The 24,285-nt window shown below is 59.5% G+C and carries 25 protein-coding genes and 1 other RNA gene; 22 read left to right on the top strand and 4 right to left on the bottom strand.

Annotated features, from left to right (window positions below):
- Positions 1-99: 99 nt before the first annotated feature.
- The 7 genes from rplM to AC0J6G_RS13150 all read left to right on the top strand — a co-directional run bounded on the left by rplM (position 100) and on the right by AC0J6G_RS13150 (position 4,912).
- Positions 100-528: a 50S ribosomal protein L13 gene (gene rplM, locus AC0J6G_RS13180; RefSeq protein ID WP_090249152.1), complete on the top strand. Its 429-nt coding sequence runs from the start codon at positions 100-102 to the stop codon at positions 526-528.
- 14 nt (positions 529-542) lie between these two features.
- On the top strand, positions 543-935 hold the full coding sequence (gene rpsI / locus AC0J6G_RS13175; protein ID WP_475248394.1) for a 30S ribosomal protein S9: 393 nt from the start codon (positions 543-545) through the stop codon (positions 933-935).
- 254 nt (positions 936-1,189) lie between these two features.
- Entirely contained in the window at positions 1,190-1,783 is a 594-nt protein-coding gene (gene petA, locus AC0J6G_RS13170) for a ubiquinol-cytochrome c reductase iron-sulfur subunit (protein WP_475248392.1), read from the top strand.
- Complete coding sequence (locus AC0J6G_RS13165; protein ID WP_475253742.1) at positions 1,783-2,994, top strand: cytochrome b; 1,212 nt, start codon at positions 1,783-1,785, stop codon at positions 2,992-2,994. Before petA ends, AC0J6G_RS13165 begins: the two co-directional genes overlap by 1 nt.
- Positions 2,994-3,776 (top strand): cytochrome c1, encoded by a 783-nt coding sequence (locus AC0J6G_RS13160; RefSeq protein ID WP_475248390.1) that lies wholly within the window; start codon positions 2,994-2,996, stop codon positions 3,774-3,776. Before AC0J6G_RS13165 ends, AC0J6G_RS13160 begins: the two co-directional genes overlap by 1 nt.
- Positions 3,777-3,865: 89 nt before the next feature.
- The gene (locus AC0J6G_RS13155) at positions 3,866-4,483 is read left to right on the top strand and encodes a glutathione S-transferase N-terminal domain-containing protein (protein WP_475248388.1); all 618 of its coding nucleotides are present in this window, start codon (positions 3,866-3,868) and stop codon (positions 4,481-4,483) included.
- A gap of 15 nt (positions 4,484-4,498) precedes the next feature.
- Positions 4,499-4,912, top strand: coding sequence for a ClpXP protease specificity-enhancing factor (locus AC0J6G_RS13150; RefSeq protein ID WP_475248386.1), 414 nt, complete (start codon positions 4,499-4,501; stop codon positions 4,910-4,912).
- A 71-nt stretch (positions 4,913-4,983) separates the two neighbouring features.
- Here AC0J6G_RS13150 and AC0J6G_RS13145 read toward each other — a convergent pair whose 3' ends face one another.
- From AC0J6G_RS13145 to AC0J6G_RS13130, 4 genes are read right to left on the bottom strand one after another with little or no spacing between them, the layout of a single operon-like run.
- Complete coding sequence (locus tag AC0J6G_RS13145; protein WP_475248384.1) at positions 4,984-5,517, bottom strand: BON domain-containing protein; 534 nt, start codon at positions 5,515-5,517, stop codon at positions 4,984-4,986.
- On the bottom strand, positions 5,514-6,107 hold the full coding sequence (locus AC0J6G_RS13140) for a phosphoheptose isomerase (RefSeq protein ID WP_411180633.1): 594 nt from the start codon (positions 6,105-6,107) through the stop codon (positions 5,514-5,516). The genes AC0J6G_RS13145 and AC0J6G_RS13140 overlap by 4 nt, the downstream gene beginning before the upstream one ends.
- Positions 6,108-6,137: 30 nt before the next feature.
- Positions 6,138-6,512: a YraN family protein gene (locus tag AC0J6G_RS13135; RefSeq protein ID WP_475248382.1), complete on the bottom strand. Its 375-nt coding sequence runs from the start codon at positions 6,510-6,512 to the stop codon at positions 6,138-6,140.
- Positions 6,509-8,320 (bottom strand): penicillin-binding protein activator, encoded by a 1,812-nt coding sequence (locus AC0J6G_RS13130; protein WP_475253740.1) that lies wholly within the window; start codon positions 8,318-8,320, stop codon positions 6,509-6,511. Before AC0J6G_RS13130 ends, AC0J6G_RS13135 begins: the two co-directional genes overlap by 4 nt.
- 104 nt (positions 8,321-8,424) lie before the next feature.
- Between AC0J6G_RS13130 and rsmI the strand changes: the two genes are divergently transcribed.
- The 15 genes from rsmI (at position 8,425) to AC0J6G_RS13055 (ending at position 24,280) form a co-directional block, all read left to right on the top strand.
- A complete protein-coding gene (rsmI, locus tag AC0J6G_RS13125) occupies positions 8,425-9,330 on the top strand; it encodes a 16S rRNA (cytidine(1402)-2'-O)-methyltransferase (RefSeq protein WP_475248380.1) in 906 nt (301 codons plus the stop codon).
- A 41-nt stretch (positions 9,331-9,371) separates the two neighbouring features.
- Positions 9,372-9,730: RNase P RNA component class A (rnpB, locus tag AC0J6G_RS13120), an RNA gene on the top strand.
- A gap of 309 nt (positions 9,731-10,039) precedes the next feature.
- Entirely contained in the window at positions 10,040-10,495 is a 456-nt protein-coding gene (gene mraZ / locus AC0J6G_RS13115; protein WP_475248378.1) for a division/cell wall cluster transcriptional repressor MraZ, read from the top strand.
- A gap of 2 nt (positions 10,496-10,497) precedes the next feature.
- Positions 10,498-11,439 (top strand): 16S rRNA (cytosine(1402)-N(4))-methyltransferase RsmH, encoded by a 942-nt coding sequence (rsmH, locus tag AC0J6G_RS13110; protein WP_475248377.1) that lies wholly within the window; start codon positions 10,498-10,500, stop codon positions 11,437-11,439.
- Positions 11,436-11,729 carry a cell division protein FtsL gene (gene ftsL, locus AC0J6G_RS13105; RefSeq protein ID WP_475248375.1) on the top strand — a complete coding sequence of 98 codons (294 nt, stop codon included), beginning with the start codon at positions 11,436-11,438 and terminating at the stop codon, positions 11,727-11,729. The genes rsmH and ftsL overlap by 4 nt, the downstream gene beginning before the upstream one ends.
- A complete protein-coding gene (locus tag AC0J6G_RS13100; protein WP_475248373.1) occupies positions 11,726-13,450 on the top strand; it encodes a peptidoglycan D,D-transpeptidase FtsI family protein in 1,725 nt (574 codons plus the stop codon). Before ftsL ends, AC0J6G_RS13100 begins: the two co-directional genes overlap by 4 nt.
- On the top strand, positions 13,450-14,913 hold the full coding sequence (locus tag AC0J6G_RS13095) for a UDP-N-acetylmuramoyl-L-alanyl-D-glutamate--2,6-diaminopimelate ligase (protein ID WP_475248371.1): 1,464 nt from the start codon (positions 13,450-13,452) through the stop codon (positions 14,911-14,913). Before AC0J6G_RS13100 ends, AC0J6G_RS13095 begins: the two co-directional genes overlap by 1 nt.
- Positions 14,906-16,276 carry a UDP-N-acetylmuramoyl-tripeptide--D-alanyl-D-alanine ligase gene (locus tag AC0J6G_RS13090; RefSeq protein ID WP_475248369.1) on the top strand — a complete coding sequence of 457 codons (1,371 nt, stop codon included), beginning with the start codon at positions 14,906-14,908 and terminating at the stop codon, positions 16,274-16,276. Before AC0J6G_RS13095 ends, AC0J6G_RS13090 begins: the two co-directional genes overlap by 8 nt.
- Positions 16,276-17,358, top strand: a complete 1,083-nt coding sequence (mraY, locus tag AC0J6G_RS13085; protein ID WP_475248367.1) for a phospho-N-acetylmuramoyl-pentapeptide-transferase — start codon at positions 16,276-16,278, stop codon at positions 17,356-17,358. Before AC0J6G_RS13090 ends, mraY begins: the two co-directional genes overlap by 1 nt.
- A 7-nt stretch (positions 17,359-17,365) precedes the next feature.
- The gene (murD, locus tag AC0J6G_RS13080) at positions 17,366-18,709 is read left to right on the top strand and encodes a UDP-N-acetylmuramoyl-L-alanine--D-glutamate ligase (protein ID WP_475248365.1); all 1,344 of its coding nucleotides are present in this window, start codon (positions 17,366-17,368) and stop codon (positions 18,707-18,709) included.
- Positions 18,710-18,711: 2 nt separating this feature from the next.
- Positions 18,712-19,938, top strand: coding sequence for a putative lipid II flippase FtsW (ftsW, locus tag AC0J6G_RS13075; RefSeq protein ID WP_475253738.1), 1,227 nt, complete (start codon positions 18,712-18,714; stop codon positions 19,936-19,938).
- Complete coding sequence (gene murG, locus AC0J6G_RS13070; RefSeq protein WP_475248363.1) at positions 19,928-20,998, top strand: undecaprenyldiphospho-muramoylpentapeptide beta-N-acetylglucosaminyltransferase; 1,071 nt, start codon at positions 19,928-19,930, stop codon at positions 20,996-20,998. The genes ftsW and murG overlap by 11 nt, the downstream gene beginning before the upstream one ends.
- A 34-nt stretch (positions 20,999-21,032) precedes the next feature.
- Complete coding sequence (gene murC, locus AC0J6G_RS13065) at positions 21,033-22,454, top strand: UDP-N-acetylmuramate--L-alanine ligase (RefSeq protein ID WP_475253736.1); 1,422 nt, start codon at positions 21,033-21,035, stop codon at positions 22,452-22,454.
- On the top strand, positions 22,451-23,401 hold the full coding sequence (locus AC0J6G_RS13060) for a D-alanine--D-alanine ligase (RefSeq protein ID WP_475248361.1): 951 nt from the start codon (positions 22,451-22,453) through the stop codon (positions 23,399-23,401). Before murC ends, AC0J6G_RS13060 begins: the two co-directional genes overlap by 4 nt.
- 3 nt (positions 23,402-23,404) lie before the next feature.
- The gene (locus AC0J6G_RS13055) at positions 23,405-24,280 is read left to right on the top strand and encodes a cell division protein FtsQ/DivIB (RefSeq protein WP_475248359.1); all 876 of its coding nucleotides are present in this window, start codon (positions 23,405-23,407) and stop codon (positions 24,278-24,280) included.
- Positions 24,281-24,285: the final 5 nt, after the last annotated feature.

Here is a 24,285-nt window from a genome sequence, read left to right as displayed (position 1 = left end):
TAGCGCCTGTTTTCGGCTGCCTTTGACCTTGTCAAAGTACGCACTATTCAGTAAGATCCGCCGTCTTATTTATCAGGGCGGCCCCTGAGGCTATAAAGAATGAAAACTTTTACTGCTAAACCGGAAACAGTTAAGCGCGACTGGTTTGTCGTCGACGCTGCAGGTCAGACCCTGGGTCGTCTGGCTACCGAAGTTGCAAGCCGTCTGCGTGGCAAGCACAAGCCTGAATACACTCCGCACGTTGATACCGGCGACTACATCGTCATCATCAACGCTGAGCAGATTCGTGTTACCGGTGCCAAGACCACTGACAAGATGTACTACTCCCACTCCGGTTTCCCGGGCGGCATCAAGTCGATCAACTTTGAAAAGCTGATCGCTAAAGCCCCTGAGCGCGTGATCGAGACCGCGGTTAAAGGCATGCTGCCGAAGAACCCGCTGGGTCGCGACATGTATCGTAAGCTGAAAGTGTATGCGGGCGCTGCTCACCCCCACACTGCTCAGCAGCCCCAAGAACTGAAGTTTTAACGGAATAGTTCATTATGTCGGCGACTCAAAATTACGGCACTGGCCGTCGCAAGACTGCAACCGCTCGCGTATTCCTGCGTGCTGGTACTGGCAAAATCTCTATCAACAATCGTACTCTCGACGGCTTCTTCGGTCGCGAAACTGCTCGCATGGTTGTTCGTCAGCCGCTAGAACTGGTTGAGATGACTGAGAAGTTCGATATCTTCATCACTGTTGTCGGTGGTGGTGTAAGTGGTCAAGCTGGCGCAATTCGCCACGGTATCACTCGTGCCCTGATGGACTATGACGAAGCGCTGCGTCCTGCTCTGCGTAAAGCTGGCTTCGTGACTCGCGACGCCCGTGAAGTTGAACGTAAGAAGGTTGGTCTGCGTAAAGCGCGTAAGCGTCCGCAGTACTCCAAGCGTTAATTCGCTACTGCGTTCAAAGAAATGCCCAGCTTCCTTGCGAAGTTGGGCATTTTTTATGGGCGCTTATTTGTTCTGCGGCATCATGCCGCATCCGCGGATCGCCTGATTTGTAAGGGGTTGCGCCTGCTCTGCGCGGGTAATTACCTTGTCAGTAGAGGGGGTTTTCTTTACCATTTGACAAATTTTTGCGTGACTCGATTTTTACCTAGTATAGGCCTGACCAACAGGCCATAAAGCTGATGGGAGACGACTGAATGAGCAATGACGGCGTGAATGCAGGCCGGCGTCGCTTTCTGGTAGCGGCCACCTCTGTGGTGGGCGCTGCAGGAGCGGTGGGTGCCGCGGTCCCGTTCGTAGGGTCCTGGTTCCCAAGCGCCAAGGCGAAAGCTGCCGGAGCACCTGTAAAGGTGAACGTCAGCAAAATTGAGCCGGGCCAGCAGATGGTTGCTGAATGGCGGGGGCAGCCGGTATTTATCGTGCGCCGTACCGAGGAAATCCTCAGCAACTTGGTAAAGCTCGAGCCGCAACTGGCTGATGTTGAGTCCAAGGCGTCTGAGCAGCCGAGCTATGTCGATCCGAAAACCCGTTCGATCAAGCCGGAAGTGTTGTTGCTGGTAGGTCTGTGTACTCACCTGGGTTGCGCGCCGTCCTTCCGTCCGGAAGTGGCGCCAGCTGACTTGGGCGCTGAGTGGGTGGGTGGTTACTTCTGCCCCTGCCACGGCTCGCGCTACGACCTCGCAGGTCGCGTGTACAAGTCTCAGCCTGCACCCTTGAACCTGCCAGTGCCACCGCACACGTATGAGACAGATGATGTGATCATCATCGGTGTGGATCAGGAGCAAGCATGATGAGTAAATTCATGGAATGGGTCGATGCGCGCTTCCCCGCGACCAAGATGTGGGAAGACCATCTCGCCAAGTATTACGCGCCAAAGAACTTCAACTTCTTCTATTTCTTCGGCTCTCTGGCCTTGCTGGTACTGGTCAATCAGATCGTTACCGGTGTTTGGCTGACGATGAGCTACACCCCGTCGGCTGAAGAGGCATTTGCTTCGGTCGAATACATCATGCGTGATGTTGAGTACGGTTGGATCCTGCGTTACATGCACTCCACCGGCGCCTCGGCATTCTTCGTGGTGGTGTACCTGCATATGTTCCGCGGCTTGCTCTACGGCTCTTACCAGAAGCCGCGCGAGTTGGTGTGGATCTTCGGTATGTTGATTTACCTGATGCTGATGGCTGAAGCCTTCATGGGCTACTTGCTGCCATGGGGCCAGATGTCCTATTGGGGCGCCCAGGTAATCATCTCGCTGTTTGGTGCCATTCCGGTGATCGGTGCAGACCTGACTCAGTGGATTCGTGGTGACTATCTGATTTCAGGGATTACTCTGAACCGCTTCTTCGCCCTGCACGTTGTGGCGCTGCCGATCGTGATTCTCGGTCTGGTTGTGCTGCATATTCTGGCGCTGCATGAGGTTGGCTCGAACAATCCAGACGGTATTGATATCAAGAAGAAGAAAGATGAGAACGGCGTTCCGTTAGACGGTATCGCGTTCCATCCGTACTACACCGTGAAAGATATCGTCGGTGTTGTGGTCTTCCTGTTCATCTTCTGCTTCGTGATTTTCTTCTTCCCGGAAATGGGTGGTTATTTCCTCGAGAAGCCGAACTTTGAAGCGGCTAACCCGTTCAAAACGCCAGCGCACATTGCTCCGGTTTGGTACTTCACTCCGTTCTACGCCATCCTGCGGGCCGTTCCAGACAAGTTGCTGGGTGTAATTGCCATGGGTGCGGCTATCGCGGTGCTGTTTGTGCTGCCATGGCTGGATCGTAGTCCGGTTAGATCCATGCGCTACAAGGGCTGGATGAGCAAGACCTGGCTGCTGGTGTTCTGCGTTTCCTTCGTGATTCTTGGTGTACTGGGCGTTCTGTCGCCTACTCCAGGTCGTACGTTGCTGTCGCAGGTGTGCACCTTCCTGTACTTCGCGTACTTCATCCTGATGCCGTTCTACACCAGGATGGAAAAAACCAAACCGGTTCCGGAAAGGGTAACGGGCTGATGAAAAAGCATTTTGCAGCACTAATAATTGCGCTTCTGCCAGGCTTGGGCTTTGCAGCAGGCGGCGTTGAATACCCGCTGGACAAGGTTGCTATCGACCTGACCGACAAGGCTGCTCTGCAAGATGGCGCGCGTACCTTCGCCAACTACTGCATGGGCTGCCACTCGGCTCAATATCAGCGTTATGAGCGTGTCGCCAATGACCTCGGTATCCCGCATGACGTTATGTTGGATAACCTGGTTTTCAATGACGCTAAAATTGGCGATCACATGAAGATCGGCATGCAGGCTTCTGACGCCAAGGCTTGGTTTGGCGCTGCGCCGCCTGATCTGACCTTGGTTGCCCGCGTACGTGGTAACGACTGGCTGTACACCTACCTGCGCACTTTCTACGACGATCCAACTCGTCCGCTGGGTGCCAACAATAAGGTCTTCCCGAACGTCGGCATGCCGAACGTTCTGGTTGGCCTGCAGGGTAAGCAAGTGATTGGTTGCAAGCAGGTGCAAGTAGTTGAAGACGGCAAGAAGCTGTTCGATCCGCTGACCGGTACGCCGATCACTCACGAAGCCTGTGACCAGCTGACTGTTGAGCCTAAGACCGGCACATTGAGCACTGAAGAGTTTGATGAAAAGATCCAGAACCTGGTGACTTTCCTCGCTTATTCGGCTAACCCGGTCAAATTGCAAAGTCAGCGCATTGGTACCTACGTTCTGCTGTATCTTGCCTTCTTCTTCGTATTTGCTTACTTGCTTAAGCGTGAATACTGGAAGGACGTGCATTAATTTATTGCATCTCCGCTGTTGACCTACGCGCCCCTTTGGGCGCGTAGGTTTTTCTGCTTCACATAACTTTATAAGCGAGGAGGACCGCCATGGGCGTGACCAATCGGTTGGCCTGTTACTCCGACCCCGCCGACCACTACTCCCACCGTGTACGCATTGTGCTCGCCGAGAAGGGTGTCAGCGCCGAGATCATCAGTGTCGAAAAGGGCCGCTATCCGGCCGGGCTGCTGGAGGTTAATCCCTATGCCAGCCTGCCTACATTGGTGGATCGCGATTTGGCTCTGTACGAGTCGACCGTGGTGATGGAATATCTGGACGAGCGTTACCCGCATCCGCCGCTACTGCCGGTGTATCCAGTGGCCCGTGCCAATAGCCGCCTGTTGATTCATCGTATTCAGCGTGACTGGTGCGCCCAAGTTGACCTGATTCTCGATCCGCGTAGCAAGGAGCCGGCTCGCGCGTTAGCGCGCAAGGAGCTGCGTGAAAGCCTGACCGGCGTGTCGCCGCTGTTTGCCGACAAGGCGTACTTCCTTAGTGAGGAATTGAGTCTGGTGGATTGCTGCCTGCTGCCGATTCTGTGGCGTTTGCCTGTGTTGGGTATCGAGCTGCCAAAGCCCGCCAAGCCGCTGCTTGATTACATGGATCGTCAGTTTGCTCGTGAAGCGTTCCAGGCTAGCCTGTCGCCCGCCGAACGCGATATGCGTTAACCCGAGGAGGAAGTCATGAAGTCGAGTCGTCCTTATCTGATTCGTGCTCTCTACGAGTGGATCGTGGATAACGACTGCACCCCGCACTTGCTGGTTAATGCTGAGTTTTCCGGTGTGCAAGTGCCAAATGGGTTTGCCAGCGATGGGCAGATTGTCCTGAACATTTCGCCTACGGCCGTGCGTCATCTGCATATGGATAACGAAGCGGTTAGTTTTGAGGGCCGTTTTGCCGGCGTTGCGCAAAGCCTGTACATCCCTGCTGCCGCCGTATTGGCAATCTATGCGCGGGAAAATGGTCAGGGCATGGTCTTTGATGCAGAGCCGTCGATGCTTGGCGGTGACGAGATCGACGATCCCGATGATCAAGGTCCGCCTAATGGCGAGCCGCCACGTCCGAGTGGCAGGCCCAGTCTGAAAGTGGTCAAGTAAATAAAAAAGGCGATCCGAGGATCGCCTTTTTTATTCTCTGTCTAGCCGCCTGCAGTTCACAGGCAGCGTAATCAGTTGGTGTATTGGAACAGTTTTACGACCTTCTGTACGCCGGACACGCTTTGCACCAGGTTGGTGGCGTGCGTGGCTTCAGCTTGTGAGACCACGCCGAGCATATAGACGATACCGTTCTCGGTGATCACCTTGATGCGGGTGCCCGGTACAGCGCTGTCGGCGAGCATCTGCGTCTTGATGCGGCTGGTCAGCAGCGAGTCGTTGCTACGCACCAGCAGTGACGTGGGTTTCAGAATCTGCAGTTCGTTATGCACCTTCTTCACGTTGTTGACCTTGCGCGCCGCCTGCTCGGCCATGGCCTTGAGGTCGCTGCGGGGTGTCTGGCCTGCCAGCAGCACTATGCCGTTGTAGCTGGTGACCACGATGCGCGAGGTTGGGCTGGTCAGGTCGATGTGCGCGCGCGCAATGTTGTTGCTGACTTCAGAGGGGATGAACTGATCGTCGATCTTATTGCCGACGCTGCGGTTGCCGCAGCCTACCAGGGTTAGAGTCAGTGCCAGGGTGGCGAGGGTCAGTAGTGAGCGGGTCATTCTTCACTCCCAAACAGTTGGCTGTCGATCAGGTCGCACAGGCAGTGGATGGCCAGCAGATGGACTTCCTGAATGCGTGCGGTGACTTTCGAAGGCACGCGGATTTCCACGTCTTCCGGCAGCAGCAGTGAGGCCATGCCGCCGCCATCACGGCCGGTGAGGGCGACCACGGTCATCTCGCGGTCGTGAGCGGCTTGGATGGCCTGGATCACGTTGGCCGAGTTGCCACTGGTGGAAATCGCCAATAGCACGTCGCCAGGTTGGCCGAGCGCGCGAATTTGTTTGGAGAAAATCTCGTTGTAGCTGTAGTCGTTGGCGATCGAGGTGATGGTCGAGCTGTCAGTGGTTAGGGCAATAGCGGGCAGGCTCGGGCGCTCACGTTCAAAGCGGTTAAGCAGCTCAGAAGAGAAATGCTGGGCATCGCCGGCCGAGCCGCCATTGCCGCAAGTGAGGATTTTGCCCTCGCTGAGCAGTGCCTGGACCATCGCCTGGCTGCCTTGCTCGATAAAGGGGATGAGCACTTCCATGGCCTGTTGCTTGGTTTCAATGCTGGCTTGGAAGAGGTGGCGAATACGGGCTTGCATATCCATTGGAGATATAACCTTCAGTGGGGCTTCTGTTCAGGTATCAAAGGCGTTTTGAATCCAGTCCAGTTGCGCGGGGGCTTGGCTGTCGGCGGTTATGGCAATCACATCAAAGCGGCATGGGTACTTGACCCAGCGTGATTCTTGTTGCAGAAAGTGTTGAGCAGCGCGGCACAGTTTCTCACGTTTGCGTGCATCCACGCTCTCTGCGGCGCCGCCCCAGGCGCTATAGCGCCGATAGCGGACTTCTACGAATACTACTGTATCGGCGTCGAGCATGACCAGATCGAGCTCGCCGAGGCGGCAGCGCCAGTTCTGCGCCAGTAGGCGCAGGCCGTGCTGCTCAAGATGCTGTCGCGCCAAGGCTTCGGCAGCATCACCGCGTTGTTGCGTGCTGATGCGCTCGCTCAATTGATGCGGTCAGCCAGCGGTAGAACCTGGCCGTCGCGGAACTCAGCCCACGGCAGTTGCCGCTCAATGCGTTGTGCTGGGCTCAAGCTGAGCGTGCCAGAAAGGCCTTGAAGACGGGTTTCAGGCAGGGCTTTGAGTTGGCTCAAACGAGGTGCCAGTAAGTAAGCGTCAGCACCCATGGCATACAGACGGCCCAGGCTGCCGCCTGCTTGTGGCCATTGTGTGGTGGCTTGCTGGCGCAGTGGGTCATTGACGTTCAGGAGCCAGGGCGTTTCACAGAACATGATGCCGTTGAGGTCAAGGTACTGCGCCTGGTTATGGGTGCCGGTAAACAGATGTGAGGTGGCGTAAACCGGCACATCGCCGGCGTACTGGAAGGCCAGAGTCGGTTTGATCTGCTGAGCCTGCTGTGGGGTCGCGGCGAGGAAGATAAAGTCTACGTCGCGACGGCGTGATGGTGCGGCGGCCACTGCGCTGCCTAGGGTGTTTTGCAAGCGTTTGCTGCGTGCTTCGCTCTCGCGCAGCTGGAACAAATCAGCGATTTGGCGGGCCAGTTCGACCGGTTGATCAACGTGTTCGGCAGCGATCAGTGTGCCGCCTTTGGCTTGCCAGTCTTGGCGGAAGGCGGCAAGCACGCGGTCGCCCCAGTCGCCGGCCGGCACTAAAGCAACGGCGCGGCGCATGCCGTCAGCCCACGCGCGGCGAGCGACTTCGCGGGCTTCGTCCTCGGCGGCCAAGCCGAACTGAAATAGCTGTGCGGGACCTTCCTGGCTGCCTTCGCTGTAATTGAGGGCGAGGGTCGTGATGGGCAGTTGTTCGCGGCTGTTTAGCTGGCTAACCAGGTTTTTTTCCAGTGGGCCAATAACCAGTTGCACGCCTGCGGTCTGGGCTTGGGCATAGAAGGCGTCCATGGACTCAATGCGTGAACTGTCGAAAATCTGAATGTTGGGCGCGTTCTGCCCGGCTTGTTGAGCTTGGTAGTGCGCTGCCAGGAAGCCGTCGCGCAGGGCGCGGGCGACGTTCGCGAGTTGGCCTTCCTGCGGCAGCAGTAGGGCGACTTCGCTAAGCGGCTGGCTGGAGAGCTTTTTCAGCTCGACCAGCGCCTGCGGCAGTTGTTGTGCAGCGGGGTGCTGCGGGTTGGCTGCGACCCAGGCATCAATAGCGCTTTGCTGCTGTTCCAAGGTGCCGGCACGCTTGGCAGTGCGCGCCAGCTCCAACCAGCCGTCAAGATCGGCATCGCCGCCGGCTTGTAGTTCTGTCAGCGGTAGGCTGGAAACCAGCGCCCAGATCGCCTTATTATTTTGTGTCGCGCTATCGCCGCTGAGCAGTGGGGTGATAAAAGCGCGTTCGCGTGCAGCCGCCAATAGTTGCCCGGTGGCTTGTAGGGCGCTGGCGCGCACCAGCTGGCTGCGCACTTGCTGTTCAACCGGCAGCTCGCCGAGGCGCTCCATGCTCGGGTGGCTCAGGGCGCGCAGGGCGGCTTTGGGTTTGTTGTTGCTCATGTCCAGCTCAGCGCGCAGGGTGCTGGCGTAGATCTGCTGGGCCGGTTTCAGGTTGTCCAACTGCACCTGCTCAAGAATGCTGCGTGTGCGGGCCAGATCCTTCTGCTTATAAGCCAGGTCGGCTGCCGACAAACGTAGCGCGTCAGCTTGCTCAGCCGGGCTCTCGGCCGCTTGCTGCAGCAGTTGTTCGATGCTGGCCTGCGGTGTGCGTGGCAGCTCGCCCAAGTTCGAGGACGGCTGGTTGGCACAAGCGGCGAGTAGGCCAGCAAGGCAGAGGGCAGAAAGGGGGCGCATGCATGCGATCAGGCGGGTGGGCATGTAGGGCGTTCCTGATACTTGATCAAATTGAGCGTTGAATTGTACCCAAGCCCGCCGGGTGACGCGATGTCGAAGGTTGGAAACGGGCTACAATGCGCGCTTTGTTGATTTTAGAGGGTTGTGCTGTGACCACTTGCGCTGCTGCAAATTCGCCTTTTGGCAGTCTTTATGTGGTGGCTACGCCCATTGGCAACCTGGATGACATCAGCGCGCGAGCGCTCACCATCCTGCGCAGCGTGGCCCTGATTGCCGCTGAAGACACCCGCCATTCAGCGCGGCTGATGCAGCATTTCGGCATCGGTACGCCGCTGGCTGCCTGTCATGAGCATAACGAGCGTGATCAGGGTGGTCGCTTCCTGGCGCGGCTGCTGGCCGGTGATGATGTGGCACTGATCTCCGATGCGGGTACACCGTTGATTTCCGATCCGGGTTACCACTTGGTGCGTCAAGCGCGCGCTGCCGGTGTGGCGGTGGTGCCGGTGCCGGGGGCGTGTGCGTTGATTGCCGCATTATCGGCAGCTGGTTTGCCATCTGATCGATTCATCTTCGAGGGTTTTCTTCCTGCTAAGACGGCTGGGCGTCGCGCTCGCCTTGAGCAGGTAAAGGAAGAGCCGCGCACGCTGATCTTCTATGAGGCCCCGCACCGCATTCTGGAGTGTCTGCAGGATATGCAGGCGGTGTTTGGCGATGAGCGTCCAGCGTTGCTGGCGCGCGAGCTGACCAAAACCTTCGAGACGCTCAAGGGTATGCCGCTGGCCGAGCTGGCGACCTGGGTGGCATCTGACAGCAATCAGCAGCGTGGCGAATGTGTGGTGCTGGTCGCGGGCTGGCAGGCTCCAGAGGGTGATGAAGCAGTAAGTGCCGAAGCCATGCGCGTGTTGAATCTGCTGTTGGCGGAAATGCCACTCAAGCGCGCGGCGGCGCTGGCGGCAGAGATCACCGGGGTGCGCAAGAACGTGCTCTATCAGGTTGCACTGGAGCAGCAGAAAGACGCTTAAACCTTGTTCTATCCGCTGCAGGTCGTTAACCTTGTCGGCGGAGAGTCGATCGGACAGTCGCTGCCGTGTTGCGTTCTGCGTAATGCGGGGGAGGAAAGTCCGGGCTCCATAGGGCGGAGTGCCAGGTAACGCCTGGGAGGCGTGAGCCTACGGAAAGTGCCACAGAAAATAACCGCCTAAGCGCTTCGGTGCCGGTAAGGGTGAAAAGGTGCGGTAAGAGCGCACCGCGCGACTGGTAACAGTTCGTGGCTAGGCAAACCCCACTCGGAGCAAGACCAAATAGGGTTCCATTGGCGTGGCCCGCGCTGGAATCGGGTAGGTTGCTAAAGGCGTGCAGTGATGTACGTCGTAGAGGAATGACTGTCCTCGACAGAACCCGGCTTACAGATCGACTCTCCACCTTCCTCATTCGTCCGCTTCACTGTTTCGCTTCCCGTCTAATACCGAAAAAATCTTACTCTTAACAAATCACATTAACTTCGAAGTTCAGTTCTTTGAACTGGCTGGTTTTTGTGTCTGTTACTTCGCGTTAGTTCTTCATTCTGCCGCCTCGAAAGCGCGCTAAATCGCCGTTCTATAAGGAGTTTTCCCGCCGGGGATGCCTTGACGGTGGAGGGCGTGCGTTCCTATAGTGTGCGCGGGTGGTAAGAAGTGGCAGAAAGTGGGTTTCTTGGGCATGGATAGCTAATAAAAAAGGGGAAACGCAATCGTGTTTCGTGGAGCAAACGTCATCAGTCTCGACGCCAAAGGGCGACTCGCGATGCCAAGTCGGTATCGGGACGAGCTTGTATCGCGTTGCGCTGGCCAGCTTATCGTCACGATTGATGCCATCGACCCTTGCCTCTGTGTTTATCCATTGTCTGAGTGGGAGCTGATTGAAGCCAAGCTCCGTGAACTCGCCTCATTTCGTGAAGAAAACCGCCGCTTGCAGCGCTTGCTGATTGGCAACGCTGTTGACCTTGAGCTGGACGCCAGTGGTCGTTTCCTGGTGCCGCCGCGTCTGCGCGAGTACGCCAAGCTGGATAAGCGCGCGATGCTGGTCGGCCAACTCAATAAATTTCAACTGTGGGATGAAGATGCCTGGAACGCTGTGGCTGATGCCGATTTAGCCGCAATCAAGCAGCCGGGTGCTTTGTCCGACGATCTACGTGACCTGATCCTGTGACCATGACTAGTAACTTTCGCCATATTACTGTGCTCCTTGACGAGGCTGTCGAAGGGCTGGCTGTGTGCGCGAGCGGTTGCTATCTAGATGGCACCTTCGGCCGCGGCGGGCATAGCCGGCTGATTCTGGAAAAGCTCGGGCCAGACGGTCGCTTGCTAGGGTTTGACAAGGATCCCCTGGCGATTGCGACGGGAAATGCACTGGCGGCCGAAGACGGCCGCTTTGTCGTTGTGCAGCGTAGCTTTGCCGAACTGGGTGATGAGCTTGCACGGCGTGACCTGACCGGCAAAGTCAGTGGCATTTTGCTCGACCTGGGTGTCTCTTCGCCGCAGCTGGATGACGCCGAGCGTGGCTTCAGCTTTATGAATGATGGCCCGCTGGATATGCGTATGAACCCGGATGCCGGGGTGAGCGCTGCGCAGTTTATTGCCAGCGCTGGCGAAGACGAAATTGCCCGGGTATTCAAGGAATATGGCGAAGAGCGCTTTGCCAAGCGCATGGCCCGTGCCGTGGTACTGCGCCGCGCTGAGCAGCCGTTTACCCGTACTGCCGACCTGGCTCAGGTGCTGACCGTCGCTAATCCGGCCTGGGAAAAAGGTAAAAACCCGGCGACTCGAGCCTTCCAAGGCTTACGTATCTATATCAACAACGAGCTGGGCGATCTGGAGAGCGGCCTTGATGCGGCCCTGGAAAACCTGGAAGTCGGCGGTCGCCTGGTGGTGATCAGCTTCCATTCGCTGGAAGACCGCATCGTTAAGCTATTTATGCGCAAGCACGCCAAAGGTGAGATGGATAAGTTGCCGCGTGATTTGCCGATTATCCCCAAAGCCTTCGAGCCCCGCTTGAAGCTGATCGGCAAGCCGGTGTTTGCCTCTGAAGCAGAGCTGGCGGCCAATCCACGTTCGCGCAGTGCGGTGATGCGCATTGCCGAGAAGGTGCGATGAGCGCGCTGTATGCCAAGCCATTACCCGGCGGCAGTCTGCTGATGCTGCTGCTGTTTGTGGCTGTGCTGGTTTCGGCCGTAGCGGTTTCTTATAGCGCGCACTGGAATCGTCAGTTACTCAACGAATTGTATGGGGCGCTCAGCGTGCGTGATAAAGCGCAGGCTGAATGGGGCCGGCTGATTCTTGAGCAGAGCACATGGACGGCGCATAACCGTATCGAGATGTTAGCCACCGAGCGCCTGGGTATGCGTATCCCGGACGCTGCTGAAGTGCGCATGGTGGTGCAATGACCGGACTTGAGGGCGCGCTCTACCCCTGGCGATTCCGTCTGGTGCTGCTGCTGCTGGCACTGATGGTGGGCGCGATTGCCTGGCGTATTGTCGACCTGCAGGTGTTTGATCAGCGTTTTCTGCAAGCCCACGGCGACGCGCGCAGCGTGCGCCATATCCCGATTCCGGCGCACCGTGGCTTGATCACTGATCGCAACGGTGAGCCGCTGGCTGTCAGCACTCCAGTGACCACGCTATGGGCCAATGGCCGCGAACTGCAGAGCGGTAAGGCCAAGTGGAACGATCTGGCGGCCGCGCTGGGTCAGGAGCCCAAGGCATTCACCGTGCGCTTACAGGCCAATGCGGCCCGCGAATTTATGTACCTGGTGCGCGGGCTGACCCCTGAGCAGGGCCAGCGCATTCTCGATATGAAAGTGCCAGGCGTGTACGGCATTGAAGAGTTCCGCCGCTTCTATCCGGCGGGTGAAGTGGTCGCTCATGTTGTGGGTTTTACCGATATTGATGACCGTGGCCGCGAAGGCATGGAGCTGGCGTTTGAGGATTGGCTGGCCGGCGTGCCGGGCAAGCGCCAGGTACTCAAGGATCGGCGTGGACGGCTGATCAAGGATGTCCAGGTTGCCCAAAATGCCAAGGCCGGTAAGGCCTTGGCATTGTCGATTGATTTGCGCCTGCAGTACTTGGCGCATCGCGAATTGCGCAATGCACTCATCGAATTCGGCGCCAAAGCCGGCAGCCTGGTGATGGTTGATGTGAGAACCGGTGAGGTTCTGGCAATGGTCAATCAGCCGACGTACAACCCGAACAACCGCCGTAATCTGCAACCTGCTGCGATGCGCAACCGGGCAATGATCGACGTATTTGAGCCCGGCTCGACCATGAAGCCTTTCTCCATGAGCGCGGCCCTGGCCAGTGGGCGCTGGAAGGCTTCGGATACGGTTGACGTTTACCCGGGCACTTTGCAGATCGGTCGATACACCATTCGCGACGTCTCACGCAGCAGCGGCCCGCTTAGCCTCACCGAAATTCTGATCAAGTCGAGTAACGTCGGCATGAGCAAGGTGGCGTTCGATATCGGAGGCCAGTCAATTTATGAAGTCATGCAGCAGGTCGGTCTCGGCCAGGACACAGGCCTCGGGTTCCCGGGTGAGCGCGTCGGTAACCTGCCGAACTACCGTGAGTGGCGCAAAGCCGAGACGGCCACATTGTCCTACGGCTATGGCTTGTCAGTAACGGCTGTGCAACTGGCGCACGCTTACTCAGTACTGGCCAATAATGGCCGCAGTACGCACCTGTCATTGGCGCGTGTTGACCGCAAGCCAGACTCCGTACAGGTCATCCCGGAAGCCATTGCAATCACTATGCAGGGCATGTTGCAGCAGGTGATCGAAGCGCCAGGCGGTGTCTACCGCGCCAAGGTGCCGGGTTATCACGTAGCAGGCAAGAGCGGTACTGCGCGTAAGGCCTCGGTCGGTAGCCGTGGCTACAAAGACAACTCCTACCGCTCGCTGTTTGCCGGCTTTGGCCCAGTGAGCGATCCACGCATTGCCGTGGCCATTGTGATTGATGAGCCAAGCCAGGGCGGCTATTACGGCGGCCTGGTGTCTGCCCCCGTGTTCGGCAAAGTCATGGCCGGTGCCCTGCGTTTGATGAACGTAGCCCCGGATAATCTGCCAGACCCACAAACTGCGGTCGTCGAAGCCATTAAAGGAGGGCGTATTTAATGCCTATGCCCCTCAGTCAGCTGCTGCCTGAAGCCGCTAGCTCAACCCTGATTCGTGAATTGACCCTGGACAGCCGCATGGTGCGTCCGGGTGACTTGTTTCTCGCTGTGCCGGGTACCCAGCAGGATGGCCGCGTACATATCGCCGACGCCATTGCGCGGGGCGCTGCAGCCATAGCGTATGAAGCCGAAGGCGCGGCCGAAATGACGGCCAGCAGCAGCGAGTTAGTCTCTATCAAAGGCCTGGCGGGTCAGCTGTCGGCCATTGCCGGGCGCTTTTACGGTGAGCCAAGCCGTGGCCTGCACCTGATCGGCATCACCGGCACCAACGGCAAAACCAGCGTCAGCCAACTGCTGGCCCAGGCGCTGGATTTGTTGGGCCAGCGTTGCGGCATTGTCGGCACCTTGGGCAATGGTTTTTACGGTGCACTGGAGCAGGGGCGTCACACCACGCCTGACCCCATTGGCGTGCAGGCCACCCTGGCTGACATGAAAAATGCCGGCGCTCGCGCGGTGGCCATGGAAGTGTCCTCCCACGGTTTGCATCAGGGCCGTGTGGCCGCCCTGGAATTTGATGTGGCGGTGCTGACCAATTTGTCGCGCGACCATCTGGATTACCACGGCTCGATGCAGGCTTACGCGCAGGCAAAAGCGGCACTATTTGCTTGGCCGGGCCTGCGCTTCCGCGTGATCAATGTGGACGACGATTTTGGTCGCGAGCTGGCAACTGCTGAGCACGAGTCGCGCCTGATCAGCTACAGCCTGAATGACGCCGAGGCCTACCTGTACTGCCGCGATGCGCAGTTCAACGAGCAAGGCGTGCGCGCCACGTTGGTCACGCCGCGTGGCGAAGGCAGCCTGCGCAGTTCGTTGCTCGGTCGCTTTAACCTGAGCAACCTGCTGGCAGTGGTCGGTGTGTTGCTGGGCATGGATTATCCGTTGGATGAAATCCTCAAGGTGCTGCCGCAGCTGCAGGGCCCCATTGGACGCATGCAGCGCTTGGGTGGCGTCAAACAACCTTTGGTAGTGGTGGATTACGCACACACGCCTGATGCGCTGGAGAAAGTGCTTGAAGCCCTGCGCCCGCACGTTAAAGGCCGTTTGCTGTGCCTGTTCGGCTGCGGCGGTGACCGTGACAACGGTAAGCGCCCGCTGATGGCGGCGGTGGTTGAGCGTTTGGCCGATGGCGTGTTGGTCACTGACGACAATCCGCGTACTGAGGCGCCGGCACAGATTTTTACCGACATTCGGGCCGGTTTTGTTAACCCGCAATCAGTACAATTCGTTCACGGCCGTGGTCAGGCGATCGCCCAGCTAATTGCTGCTGCCAGCGCCGATGATGTGCTGGTATTGGCCGGCAAGGGCCATGAGGACTATCAGGAAATTAACGGCGTGCGTCAGCCATTCTCCGACCTGGTCGAAGCGGCTAACGCTTTGGCGGCATGGGGGGTGGCGCATGCTTAAGCCGCTGCGGTTGAGCGAAGTGGCTGCGCCGCTGTGTGCTCGGGTGATCGGTGCGGACGTGGCATTCAGCGGCGTCAGCAGCGACAGCCGGGCGATTCAGCCGGGCCAGTTATTTGTCGCTCTGGCCGGCCCACGTTTTGATGGCCACGACTACCTGGCTGACGTGGCAAATAAAGGTGCAGTGGCTGCTTTGGTTGAGCGTGAAGTCGCTGGTGCGCCATTGCCGCAACTGCTGGTCGCCGATACCCGTTTGGCCCTCGGCCAGCTGGGTGCGCTTAACCGTCAGGCATTCCAGGCGCCTGTCGTCGCCATTACCGGCTCCAGCGGCAAGACCACCGTTAAGGAAATGCTTGCCAGCATCTTGCGTGAAGGCCTGCAAGGCCCGGTGTTGGCGACCTGCGGCAACCTCAATAACGACCTTGGTGCGCCGCTGACCCTGCTGGAGTTGGCGCCTGAGCATGTCGCCGCTGTGATCGAGCTGGGCGCCAACCATGTCGGTGAGATTGCTTACACCGTCGGCCTGACCCAGCCGCACGTGGCCATCCTCAACAATGCCGGCACCGCCCATGTAGGTGAGTTCGGTGGGCCCGAGAAAATTGTTGAAGCCAAGGGCGAAATTATCGACGGCCTGAGCGACAGCGGTGTTGCCGTGCTCAACCTTGACGACAGTGCCTTTGCCATCTGGCAGCAGCGCTCCAAGGGGCGCACGGTTCGTTCGTTTGCCCTGCGCAACTCGGCCGCCGACGTCTACGCCAGTGAGTTAGCGCGCGATGCGCGGGGTTGCTCGGCTTTTAGCCTGCACTGCGCCAGCGGTCAGGTACGGATTCAGCTCAACCTGCTCGGCGAACACAATGTGGCCAATGCCCTGGCGGCCGCAGCGGCTGCGTTGGCGCTGGGTATTACACCCGCTGCGATCAAGGCTGGGCTGGAAAGCTTGCAGCCGGTCAAAGGTCGCACCGTGGCGCAGATTGCGCGAAACGGCCTGCGCGTGATCGACGACAGCTACAACGCCAACCCGACATCGGTTTGCGCGGCCATCGACATCCTTTCCGGTTTCCCAGGCCGCCGCGTGCTGGTGCTGGGCGATATCGGCGAGCTGGGCGCTTGGGCTGAGTCAGGCCACCGCCAGGTTGGTCGTTACGCGCTCGGCAAAGTTGATGCGCTGTATGCCGTTGGTCCACTGATGGCTTATGCGGCCGCTGAGTTTGGCGCAGCCGCTCGGCATTTTGCCGACCAAGCCAGCCTGATTGCTGCGCTGCAAAGCGAGCAGGGCGACACCACCCTTCTAATTAAAGGTTCACGCAGCGCCGCGATGGAAAACGTCGCGGCTGCGCTGTGTGGCACATCCGGGGAGATTCACTAATGCTGCTGCTGCTGGCGGAATACCTGCAACAGTTCCACAAGGGTTTCGCAGTGTTTCAGTACCTGACACTGCGCGGCATTCTCGGCGTGCTGACGGCGTTGGGGTTGGCGCTGTGGCTTGGCCCCTGGATGATCCGCACCCTACAAATTCGCCAGATCGGCCAGTCGGTCCGTAACGACGGCCCACAGTCGCACCTGTCGAAAAAGGGCACGCCCACCATGGGCGGTGCGCTGATTCTCTCGGCCATTGCGGTCAGCACCTTGCTCTGGGCTGACCTGTCCAACCGCTATGTGTGGACTGTACTGGTGGTGACCTTATTGTTCGGCGCCATTGGTTGGGTGGACGACTACCGCAAGGTGATCGAAAAAAATTCTAAGGGCCTGCCGAGCCGCTGGAAGTACTTCTGGCAGTCGGTGTTCGGCCTGGGCGCGGCGCTGTTCCTGTATATGACTGCGCAAAGCCCGGTGGAAACCACCCTGATCCTGCCGATGCTTAAGGACTTCAGCCTGGAGCTGGGCCTGGGCTTTGTGGTGCTGACCTACTTTGTGATCGTCGGCTCGAGCAACGCGGTCAACCTCACTGACGGCCTCGACGGCCTGGCCATTCTGCCCACCGTGATGGTTGGCGGTGCGTTGGGGATTTTCTGCTACCTGTCGGGCAACGTGAAGTTCGCCGAATACCTGTTTATTCCGTACGTGCCAGGCGCGGGTGAGCTGATTGTGTTCTGCGCCGCTCTGGTGGGTGCGGGCCTGGGTTTCCTCTGGTTCAACACCTACCCGGCGCAAGTGTTTATGGGCGATGTCGGCGCGCTGGCGCTGGGCGCGGCCCTGGGCACCATCGCCGTGATCGTCCGTCAGGAAGTGGTGCTGTTCATCATGGGCGGCATCTTTGTGGTGGAAACCCTGTCGGTGATTATCCAGGTCGCCAGCTTCAAGCTGACCGGCAAGCGTGTATTCCGTATGGCGCCGATCCATCACCACTTTGAACTGAAAGGCTGGCCCGAGCCGCGTGTGATCGTGCGCTTCTGGATCATCACCGTGATTCTGGTGTTGATCGGCCTTGCCACCTTGAAACTGCGTTGAGGAACCCATGAGCCTGATCGCGTCTGACCACTTCCGCATCGTTGTCGGCCTCGGCAAGAGTGGCATGTCTCTGGTGCGCTTCCTCGCGCGCCAAGGCTTGCCGTTTGCCGTGGTCGATACCCGTGCCAACCCGCCGGAACTCGCCACCTTGCGTGAGCAGTTCCCGCAAGTGGAGGTGCGTTGTGGCGAACTGGATGTGGAATTCCTCTGCCGCGCCAGCGAGCTGCTGGTCAGTCCGGGCCTGGCCATTGCCACCCCGGCGCTGCAGGCGGCTGCTGCGCGTGGGGTCAAGCTGTCGGGTGATATCGACCTGTTCGCTCGTTATGCCAAGGCGCCGATCGTGGCGATTACCGGGTCCAACGCGAAAAGCACGGTGACCACCCTGGTCGGTGAGATGGCCGCCGCGGCCGGCAAGAAGGTCGCCGTCGGCGGCAATCTGGGTACGCCGGCGCTGGACCTGCTGAATGATGAGATCGAGCTGTATGTCATGGAGCTGTCGAGCTTCCAGCTGGAAACCACCGACCAGCTCAACGCTGAAGTCGCGACCTGCCTGAACATCAGCGAAGACCATATGGATCGCTACGCCGATCTGCCGGCTTATCACCTGGCCAAGCACCGCATTTTCCGAGGTGCGCGGCAGGTGGTGGTAAACCGCGATGACGCCCTCTCGCGCCCGCTGGTGGCTGATCAACTGCCGTGCTGGTATTTCGGCCTGGGCAAGCCGGACTTCAAGCGCTTTGGCTTGCTTGAAGAACACGGCGAGAAACATTTGGCGTACCAGTTCGCGGCGCTGTTGCCGGTACGTGAGCTGAAGATCCGTGGCGCGCACAACCAGTCCAACGCCCTGGCGGCGCTTGCGCTGGGTCATGCCGTGGGCCTGCCGTTTGCGCCGATGCTGGCAACCCTCAAGCAGTTCGCCGGCCTGCCGCATCGCTGCCAGTGGGTTGGCGAGCGCAAGGCCGTGAGCTATTACGACGACTCCAAGGCCACCAACGTCGGTGCGGCACTGGCCGCCATTGAAGGCCTGGGCGCGGATATCGCCGGCAAGCTGGTGTTGATCGCCGGTGGCGATGGCAAAGGCGCTGATTTCTCGGCGCTGAAAACGCCAGTCGGCACGTTCTGCCGCGCCGTAGTGCTGCTCGGCCGCGATGCCGAGTTGCTGGCTGAGGCGCTGGGCGACGCCGCACTGCTGGTCCGGGTCAAGACCCTGGAAGAAGCTGTGCAGCGCGCTGCCGAGTTGGCCGAAGCGGGTGATGCCGTGCTGCTGTCGCCGGCTTGCGCCAGTCTCGACATGTTCAAGAATTTTGAAGAGCGTGGGCGTCTGTTCGCCCAGGCCGTGGAGGGTTTGTAATGATGCTTGCCCGCCTGCTCGCCGCGCCTTCGCCGCTGCATACGCGTCGTGGTATCGACATCGACTTCCCGCTTCTCGCTGGTTGCTTGGCGCTGCTCGGCTTGGGCCTGGTGATGATTGCTTCGGCGTCTTCGGAAGTGGCCGCTGCGCAGACGGGCAATCCGCTGTACCACATGATCCGCCATCTGATTTATCTGGCCATCGGCCTTGGTGCCGCATTAGCTACGTTGCTGGTGCCAATGACGTTGTGGCAGCGTTACAGCGGCATGCTGCTACTTGCAGCGGTGGTGCTGCTGATTCTGGTACTGCTGCCGGGCATTGGTCGTGAAGTCAACGGTGCTAAGCGTTGGATTGGCTTGGGCATCTTCAACCTGCAGCCTTCTGAGTTGGCCAAACTGTTCAGTGTGATGTTTATCGCCGCCTACTTGGTGCGTCGTCAGACCGAGGTGCGCGAGAAGCTCACCGGCTTTATCAAGCCGATGTTGGTGCTCGGGCCGATTGCCGCGCTGCTACTGGCCGAGCCGGACTTCGGTGCCACCGTGGTGTTGGTTGGCGCCTCCATCGCCATGTTGTTCCTCGGTGGCGTCAACCTGTTGCGCTTTATTCCTCTAGCGGCGTGTGTGCTGGGTCTTGGCGTGTGGGTGATGACCAGCCAGGCCTATCGTTTGGAGCGTTTGACCAACTTCGTCGACCCCTGGGCCGACCAGTACGGCGCTGGGTATCAGTTGAGCCAGGCGCTGATCGCCTTTGGTCGCGGTGAGTGGTTTGGCGTCGGCCTGGGCAATAGTGTGCAGAAGCAGTTCTATCTGCCGGAAGCGCATACCGACTTCGTGTTTGCCGTGCTGGCCGAAGAGCTGGGCATGGTTGGCGCACTGATTACTGTCGGCCTGTTCGTGTTTGTCAGCGTGCGCGCCCTGTATATCGGCCTGTGGGCGGAGAAGGCCAAACAGTTCTTCTCGGCGTATGTGGCTTACGGCTTGGCGTTTCTGTGGATCGGTCAAGTGCTGATCAATATCGGCGTGAACGTTGGCCTGCTGCCGACCAAGGGCCTGACCCTGCCATTCCTCAGCTACGGCGGCAGCTCGCTGGTGATCTGCTGCGTCAGCTTGGCGCTGCTGTTGCGCATTGAGTGGGAGCGCCGCACCCAGCTGGGCAGCGAGGATGTCGACTTCAAGGAATCGGATTTCTTCGAAGGCCAGTCCGCCGAGGAGGTTCAGCATGCGCGGTAATGTGCTGATCATGGCTGGCGGCACCGGCGGGCATGTATTCCCGGCGCTGGCCTGTGCCCGCGAATTCAAAGCGCGCGGCTACAGCGTGCATTGGCTGGGTACGCCGCGCGGTATCGAGAATGAACTGGTGCCGGCTGCCGGTCTGCCGCTGCACCTGATCGACGTCACGGGTCTGCGCGGCAAGGGCAAGCTGTCGCTGCTGAAAGCACCGTTCCAGCTGATCAAGGCGCTGTTCCAGGCACGCAAGGTGATGCGCGAGCTGCAGCCAGTGTGCGTGCTGGGCATGGGTGGTTATGTCACTGGCCCTGGCGGTCTGGCCGCGCGCATGAGCGGCGCGCCGCTGATTATTCACGAGCAGAATGCCGTGGCCGGTACTGCCAACCGCAGCCTGGTGCCATTCGCCAGCCGCGTCTGCGAAGCCTTCCCGAATACTTTTGGCAATAGCGACAAGCGCCGCACCACCGGCAATCCGGTGCGTGAAGAGCTGTTCCTGGAAACCCCGCGGGATTCGCTGCGCGACCGCCAGCCGCGTTTGCTGGTGCTGGGCGGCAGCCTGGGCGCCGAACCGCTGAACAAATTGCTGCCCGAAGCCCTTGCGCTGGTGGCGGCCGAACTGCGTCCTGAAGTGTTCCATCAGGCCGGCAAGCAACATGATGCAATTACTGCTGAACGCTATCGCGCCGTTGACGTCGAAGCGCAGGTCGCGCCGTTTATCAAGGACATGGCGCGGGCGTACGCCTGGGCCGATCTGGTGGTGTGCCGCGCAGGTGCGCTGACCGTCAGCGAGTTGGCTGCCGCCGGCTTGCCCGCATTTCTGCTGCCGCTGCCGCACGCGATCGACGATCACCAAACCCGTAATGCCGATTATCTGGCCAGTGCCGGCGCTGCCGTACTGCTGCCGCAACGTTCCACTGACGCCGCCACGCTGGCCGCGCAGCTGACCGAGGTTTTGATGCACCCCGACCAACTCACTCAAATGGCGCAGACGGCTCGTCGTCTGGCCAAGCCCGACGCAACCTGCACCGTTGTCGATATTTGCCTGGAGGTGGCCCGTGGCTAAGTCTCCCGCCGCTGCGCGTTCGGAAATCCGCCGTATGCGCCGTATTCGCCGTATCCACTTCGTCGGCATCGGTGGTGCCGGCATGTGCGGTATTGCCGAAGTGCTGCTCAACCTCGGTTACGAAGTGTCCGGTTCCGATTTGAAAACCTCCGCAGTCACCGAACGCTTGGAAAGCTTCGGTGCGCAGATTTTCATTGGTCACCGGGCTGAAAATGCTGAACAGGCTGATGTGCTGGTGGTATCCAGCGCGATCAACACCAGCAACCCGGAAGTCGCCACCGCCTTGGAGCGTCGCATCCCTGTGGTGCCGCGTGCCGAGATGTTGGCTGAGCTGATGCGTTATCGCCACGGCATCGCCGTTGCCGGCACCCATGGTAAGACCACCACCACCAGCCTGCTGGCTTCGGTGTTCGCTGCCGGTGGCCTGGACCCGACATTTGTGATTGGTGGTCGGTTGAATGCTGCCGGCACCAACGCCCAGCTGGGCAGCAGCCGTTACCTGATTGCCGAAGCCGATGAAAGTGACGCCAGCTTCTTGCATCTGCAGCCGATGGTCTCGGTCGTGACCAATATCGATATGGACCACATGAGCACCTATGGCGGTGACTTCAACAAGTTGAAGAAAACCTTCATCGAGTTCCTCCATAACCTGCCGTTCTACGGGCTGGCGGTGCTGTGTGTGGACGACCCGATCGTGCGCGAGATTCTCCCGCAAGTGGCGCGTCCAACCGTGACTTATGGCTTCGATGAAGGCGCCGACGTTCGTGCCATTAACGTGCGTCAGCAGGGCATGCAGACCTTTTTCACCGTGCTGCGCCGCGATCGTGAACCGCTGGATGTATCGGTGAACATGCCGGGTAACCACAACGTATTGAATGCCTTGGCCACTATCGCCATTGCCAGCGATGAAGGCATCAGCGATGACGCCATCGTCCAGGGTTTGTCGCAGTTCCAGGGCGTGGGTCGACGCTTTCAGGTCTATGGCCAGCTGCCGGTAGAAGGCGGCAGCGTGATGTTGGTGGATGACTACGGGCACCACCCACGCGAAGTCGCTGCCGTGATCAAGGCTGTACGTGGCGGTTGGCCGGAGCGCCGCTTAGTGATGGTTTACCAGCCGCACCGCTTCAGCCGCACCCGCGACCTGTATGACGATTTTGTTCAGGTGTTGGGGGATGCCAACGTGTTGTTGCTGATGGAGGTTTATCCGGCCGGCGAAGAGCCGATTCCGGGGGCGGACAGCCGTCAGCTGTGTCACAGCATTCGTCAGCGCGGCCAGCTTGACCCGATCTATATCGAGCGCGGCGTTGACCTCGCGCCGATCGTCAAACCGCTGCTGCGTGCTGGCGACATTCTGCTTTGCCAAGGTGCCGGTGATATCGGTGGCCTGGCGCCGCAACTGCTGCAAAGCCCTTTGTTCGCCACGGTCGGCGGCGAGTCGTCAGAGGAGGCGAAATGAGTGCCGCTAGTTTGATTTCCCAGGTTCCGGTCAGCGCTTTCGGCCGTGTGGCCGTGCTGTTTGGCGGCAAGAGCGCCGAGCGTGAAGTCTCGCTGAAATCCGGCAATGCCGTACTGCAAGCGCTGCTGGCTGCGGGTGTGGATGCCTTCGGTATTGATGTGGGTGATGACCTGCTGCAGCGCCTGACGGCCGAGAAAATCGACCGCGCGTTTATCGTGTTGCACGGCCGTGGCGGTGAAGACGGCGCGATGCAGGGGTTGCTTGAGTGCGCCGGCATTCCTTATACCGGCAGCGGCATCCTGGCGTCGGCCCTGGCCATGGACAAACTGCGTACCAAGCGCGTGTGGCTGAGCCTCGGTCTGCCAACGCCGGCCCACGCGGCGCTGACCTGCGAAGCCGATTGTCATGCAGCGGCTGCCGAGCTGGGTTTCCCGTTGTTCGTCAAGCCCGCCCATGAAGGCTCGAGCATTGGCATGGCCAAGGTCACCGATGTCGATGCCCTGATTGCCGCGTGGAAAGACGCTAGCCGTTACGACTCGCAGGTGTTGGTCGAGCAGATGATCGCCGGCCCCGAGTTCACCATCGCCATGTTACGTGGCCAGGTGCTGCCGCCGATTGCTCTGGGTACGTCGCACAGCTTTTACGACTACGACGCCAAGTACCTGGCCAATGACACCCAGTACCGCATCCCTTGCGGTCTGGATGCGGCCAAAGAAGCTGAACTCAAGGACCTCACCGCGCGTGCATGCGAAGCCGTGGGCATCCAGGGGTGGGCGCGCGCCGATGTGATGCAGGATGCCGATGGCGCGTTCTGGCTGCTGGAAGTCAACACGGTTCCGGGCATGACCGATCACAGCCTGGTGCCTATGGCCGCGAAGGCTGCTGGTCTGGATTTTCAACAGTTGGTGTTGGCGATTCTTGCTGACAGTCTTGAGGCGCGGGGTTAAGTCATGACGGCCACGTTGCGTCACCCGTCCGGCTCTTCCCGCGCGCCTGTGCGTGGCAAGCCTGTGCCGCGTGGTGCCAGCCGTTTGGTGGCCAAAGAGCCGATCAGCCTGCGGATGAATCTGCCGAAGGCGCGTCTGGTGGGTGTAGGTGCCTGGCTCAAACGCCTGACCTGGCCGCTGTTGCTGCTTGCGCTGGGTTACGGCACCTATGAGTTGTCGCTGCGTGCGTTGCCTTATGCCGATCAGCCGATTGCCAAAATCAGCGTCGAAGGTGATCTCAGCTACGTCAATCAGCAGGCTGTGCAAGAGCGCATTGCACCCTATGCCAGCGCAAGTTTTTTCAGTGTCGATCTGCTCAGCCTGCGCCACGAGCTGGAGCTAATGCCATGGATCGCCAGTGCCCAGGTGCGCCGCGTGTGGCCGGATCAGCTGGTGGTACGCCTGGAAGAACAATTGCCAATTGCCCGCTGGGGCGATGAGGCTCTGCTGAACAACCAGGGCGAGGCATTCGCCCCGCTGGAGTTGGCTAATTATCCCCACCTGCCGCAGCTGTATGGCCCTCAGCGTGCGCAGCAGCAGGTGATGCAGCAATACCAAGTGCTCAGCCAGATGCTGCGGCCCATGGGTTTTTCTGTAGCGCGTTTGGAGCTGCGCGAACGCGGTAGCTGGTTTCTTTCCACCGGGCAGGGCATTGACGTGCTGCTGGGGCGTGATCATCTGGTCGAAAAAGTACGGCGCTTCACGGCTATTTACGACAAGGCCTTGAAAGAGCAACAAACAAATATCGCGCGGATCGATCTGCGTTATGCCAACGGCTTGGCCGTGGCATGGCGTGAGCCGGTCGCGCCCACGGCGGCACCAACCGCTGTCGTGCAGTGAATCAG

It is taken from the genome of Pseudomonas sp. TS_SC_3, from assembly GCF_056156225.1.
Note: the sequence above shows the minus strand (reverse complement) of the source record. Positions and strands in the feature narration are given on the sequence as shown.

Bases quoted from the DNA above. Each gene is read 5' to 3' on its own strand.
- petA (WP_475248392.1), top strand. From the start codon at position 1,190: ATGAGCAATGACGGCGTGAATGCAGGCCGGCGTCGCTTTCTGGTAGCG.
- rplM (WP_090249152.1), top strand. From the start codon at position 100: ATGAAAACTTTTACTGCTAAACCGGAAACAGTTAAGCGCGACTGGTTT.
- rsmH (WP_475248377.1), top strand. From the start codon at position 10,498: ATGACTAGTAACTTTCGCCATATTACTGTGCTCCTTGACGAGGCTGTC.
- rsmI (WP_475248380.1), top strand. From the start codon at position 8,425: ATGCGCGCTTTGTTGATTTTAGAGGGTTGTGCTGTGACCACTTGCGCT.
- AC0J6G_RS13155 (WP_475248388.1), top strand. From the start codon at position 3,866: ATGGGCGTGACCAATCGGTTGGCCTGTTACTCCGACCCCGCCGACCAC.
- AC0J6G_RS13165 (WP_475253742.1), top strand. From the start codon at position 1,783: ATGAGTAAATTCATGGAATGGGTCGATGCGCGCTTCCCCGCGACCAAG.
- mraY (WP_475248367.1), top strand. From the start codon at position 16,276: ATGCTGCTGCTGCTGGCGGAATACCTGCAACAGTTCCACAAGGGTTTC.
- murD (WP_475248365.1), top strand. From the start codon at position 17,366: ATGAGCCTGATCGCGTCTGACCACTTCCGCATCGTTGTCGGCCTCGGC.
- AC0J6G_RS13150 (WP_475248386.1), top strand. From the start codon at position 4,499: ATGAAGTCGAGTCGTCCTTATCTGATTCGTGCTCTCTACGAGTGGATC.
- ftsL (WP_475248375.1), top strand. From the start codon at position 11,436: ATGAGCGCGCTGTATGCCAAGCCATTACCCGGCGGCAGTCTGCTGATG.
- AC0J6G_RS13145 (WP_475248384.1), bottom strand. From the start codon at position 5,517: ATGACCCGCTCACTACTGACCCTCGCCACCCTGGCACTGACTCTAACC.
- AC0J6G_RS13160 (WP_475248390.1), top strand. From the start codon at position 2,994: ATGAAAAAGCATTTTGCAGCACTAATAATTGCGCTTCTGCCAGGCTTG.
- AC0J6G_RS13090 (WP_475248369.1), top strand. From the start codon at position 14,906: ATGCTTAAGCCGCTGCGGTTGAGCGAAGTGGCTGCGCCGCTGTGTGCT.
- murG (WP_475248363.1), top strand. From the start codon at position 19,928: ATGCGCGGTAATGTGCTGATCATGGCTGGCGGCACCGGCGGGCATGTA.
- AC0J6G_RS13060 (WP_475248361.1), top strand. From the start codon at position 22,451: ATGAGTGCCGCTAGTTTGATTTCCCAGGTTCCGGTCAGCGCTTTCGGC.
- AC0J6G_RS13055 (WP_475248359.1), top strand. From the start codon at position 23,405: ATGACGGCCACGTTGCGTCACCCGTCCGGCTCTTCCCGCGCGCCTGTG.
- AC0J6G_RS13100 (WP_475248373.1), top strand. From the start codon at position 11,726: ATGACCGGACTTGAGGGCGCGCTCTACCCCTGGCGATTCCGTCTGGTG.
- ftsW (WP_475253738.1), top strand. From the start codon at position 18,712: ATGCTTGCCCGCCTGCTCGCCGCGCCTTCGCCGCTGCATACGCGTCGT.
- AC0J6G_RS13140 (WP_411180633.1), bottom strand. From the start codon at position 6,107: ATGGATATGCAAGCCCGTATTCGCCACCTCTTCCAAGCCAGCATTGAA.
- rpsI (WP_475248394.1), top strand. From the start codon at position 543: ATGTCGGCGACTCAAAATTACGGCACTGGCCGTCGCAAGACTGCAACC.
- murC (WP_475253736.1), top strand. From the start codon at position 21,033: ATGCGCCGTATTCGCCGTATCCACTTCGTCGGCATCGGTGGTGCCGGC.
- AC0J6G_RS13095 (WP_475248371.1), top strand. From the start codon at position 13,450: ATGCCTATGCCCCTCAGTCAGCTGCTGCCTGAAGCCGCTAGCTCAACC.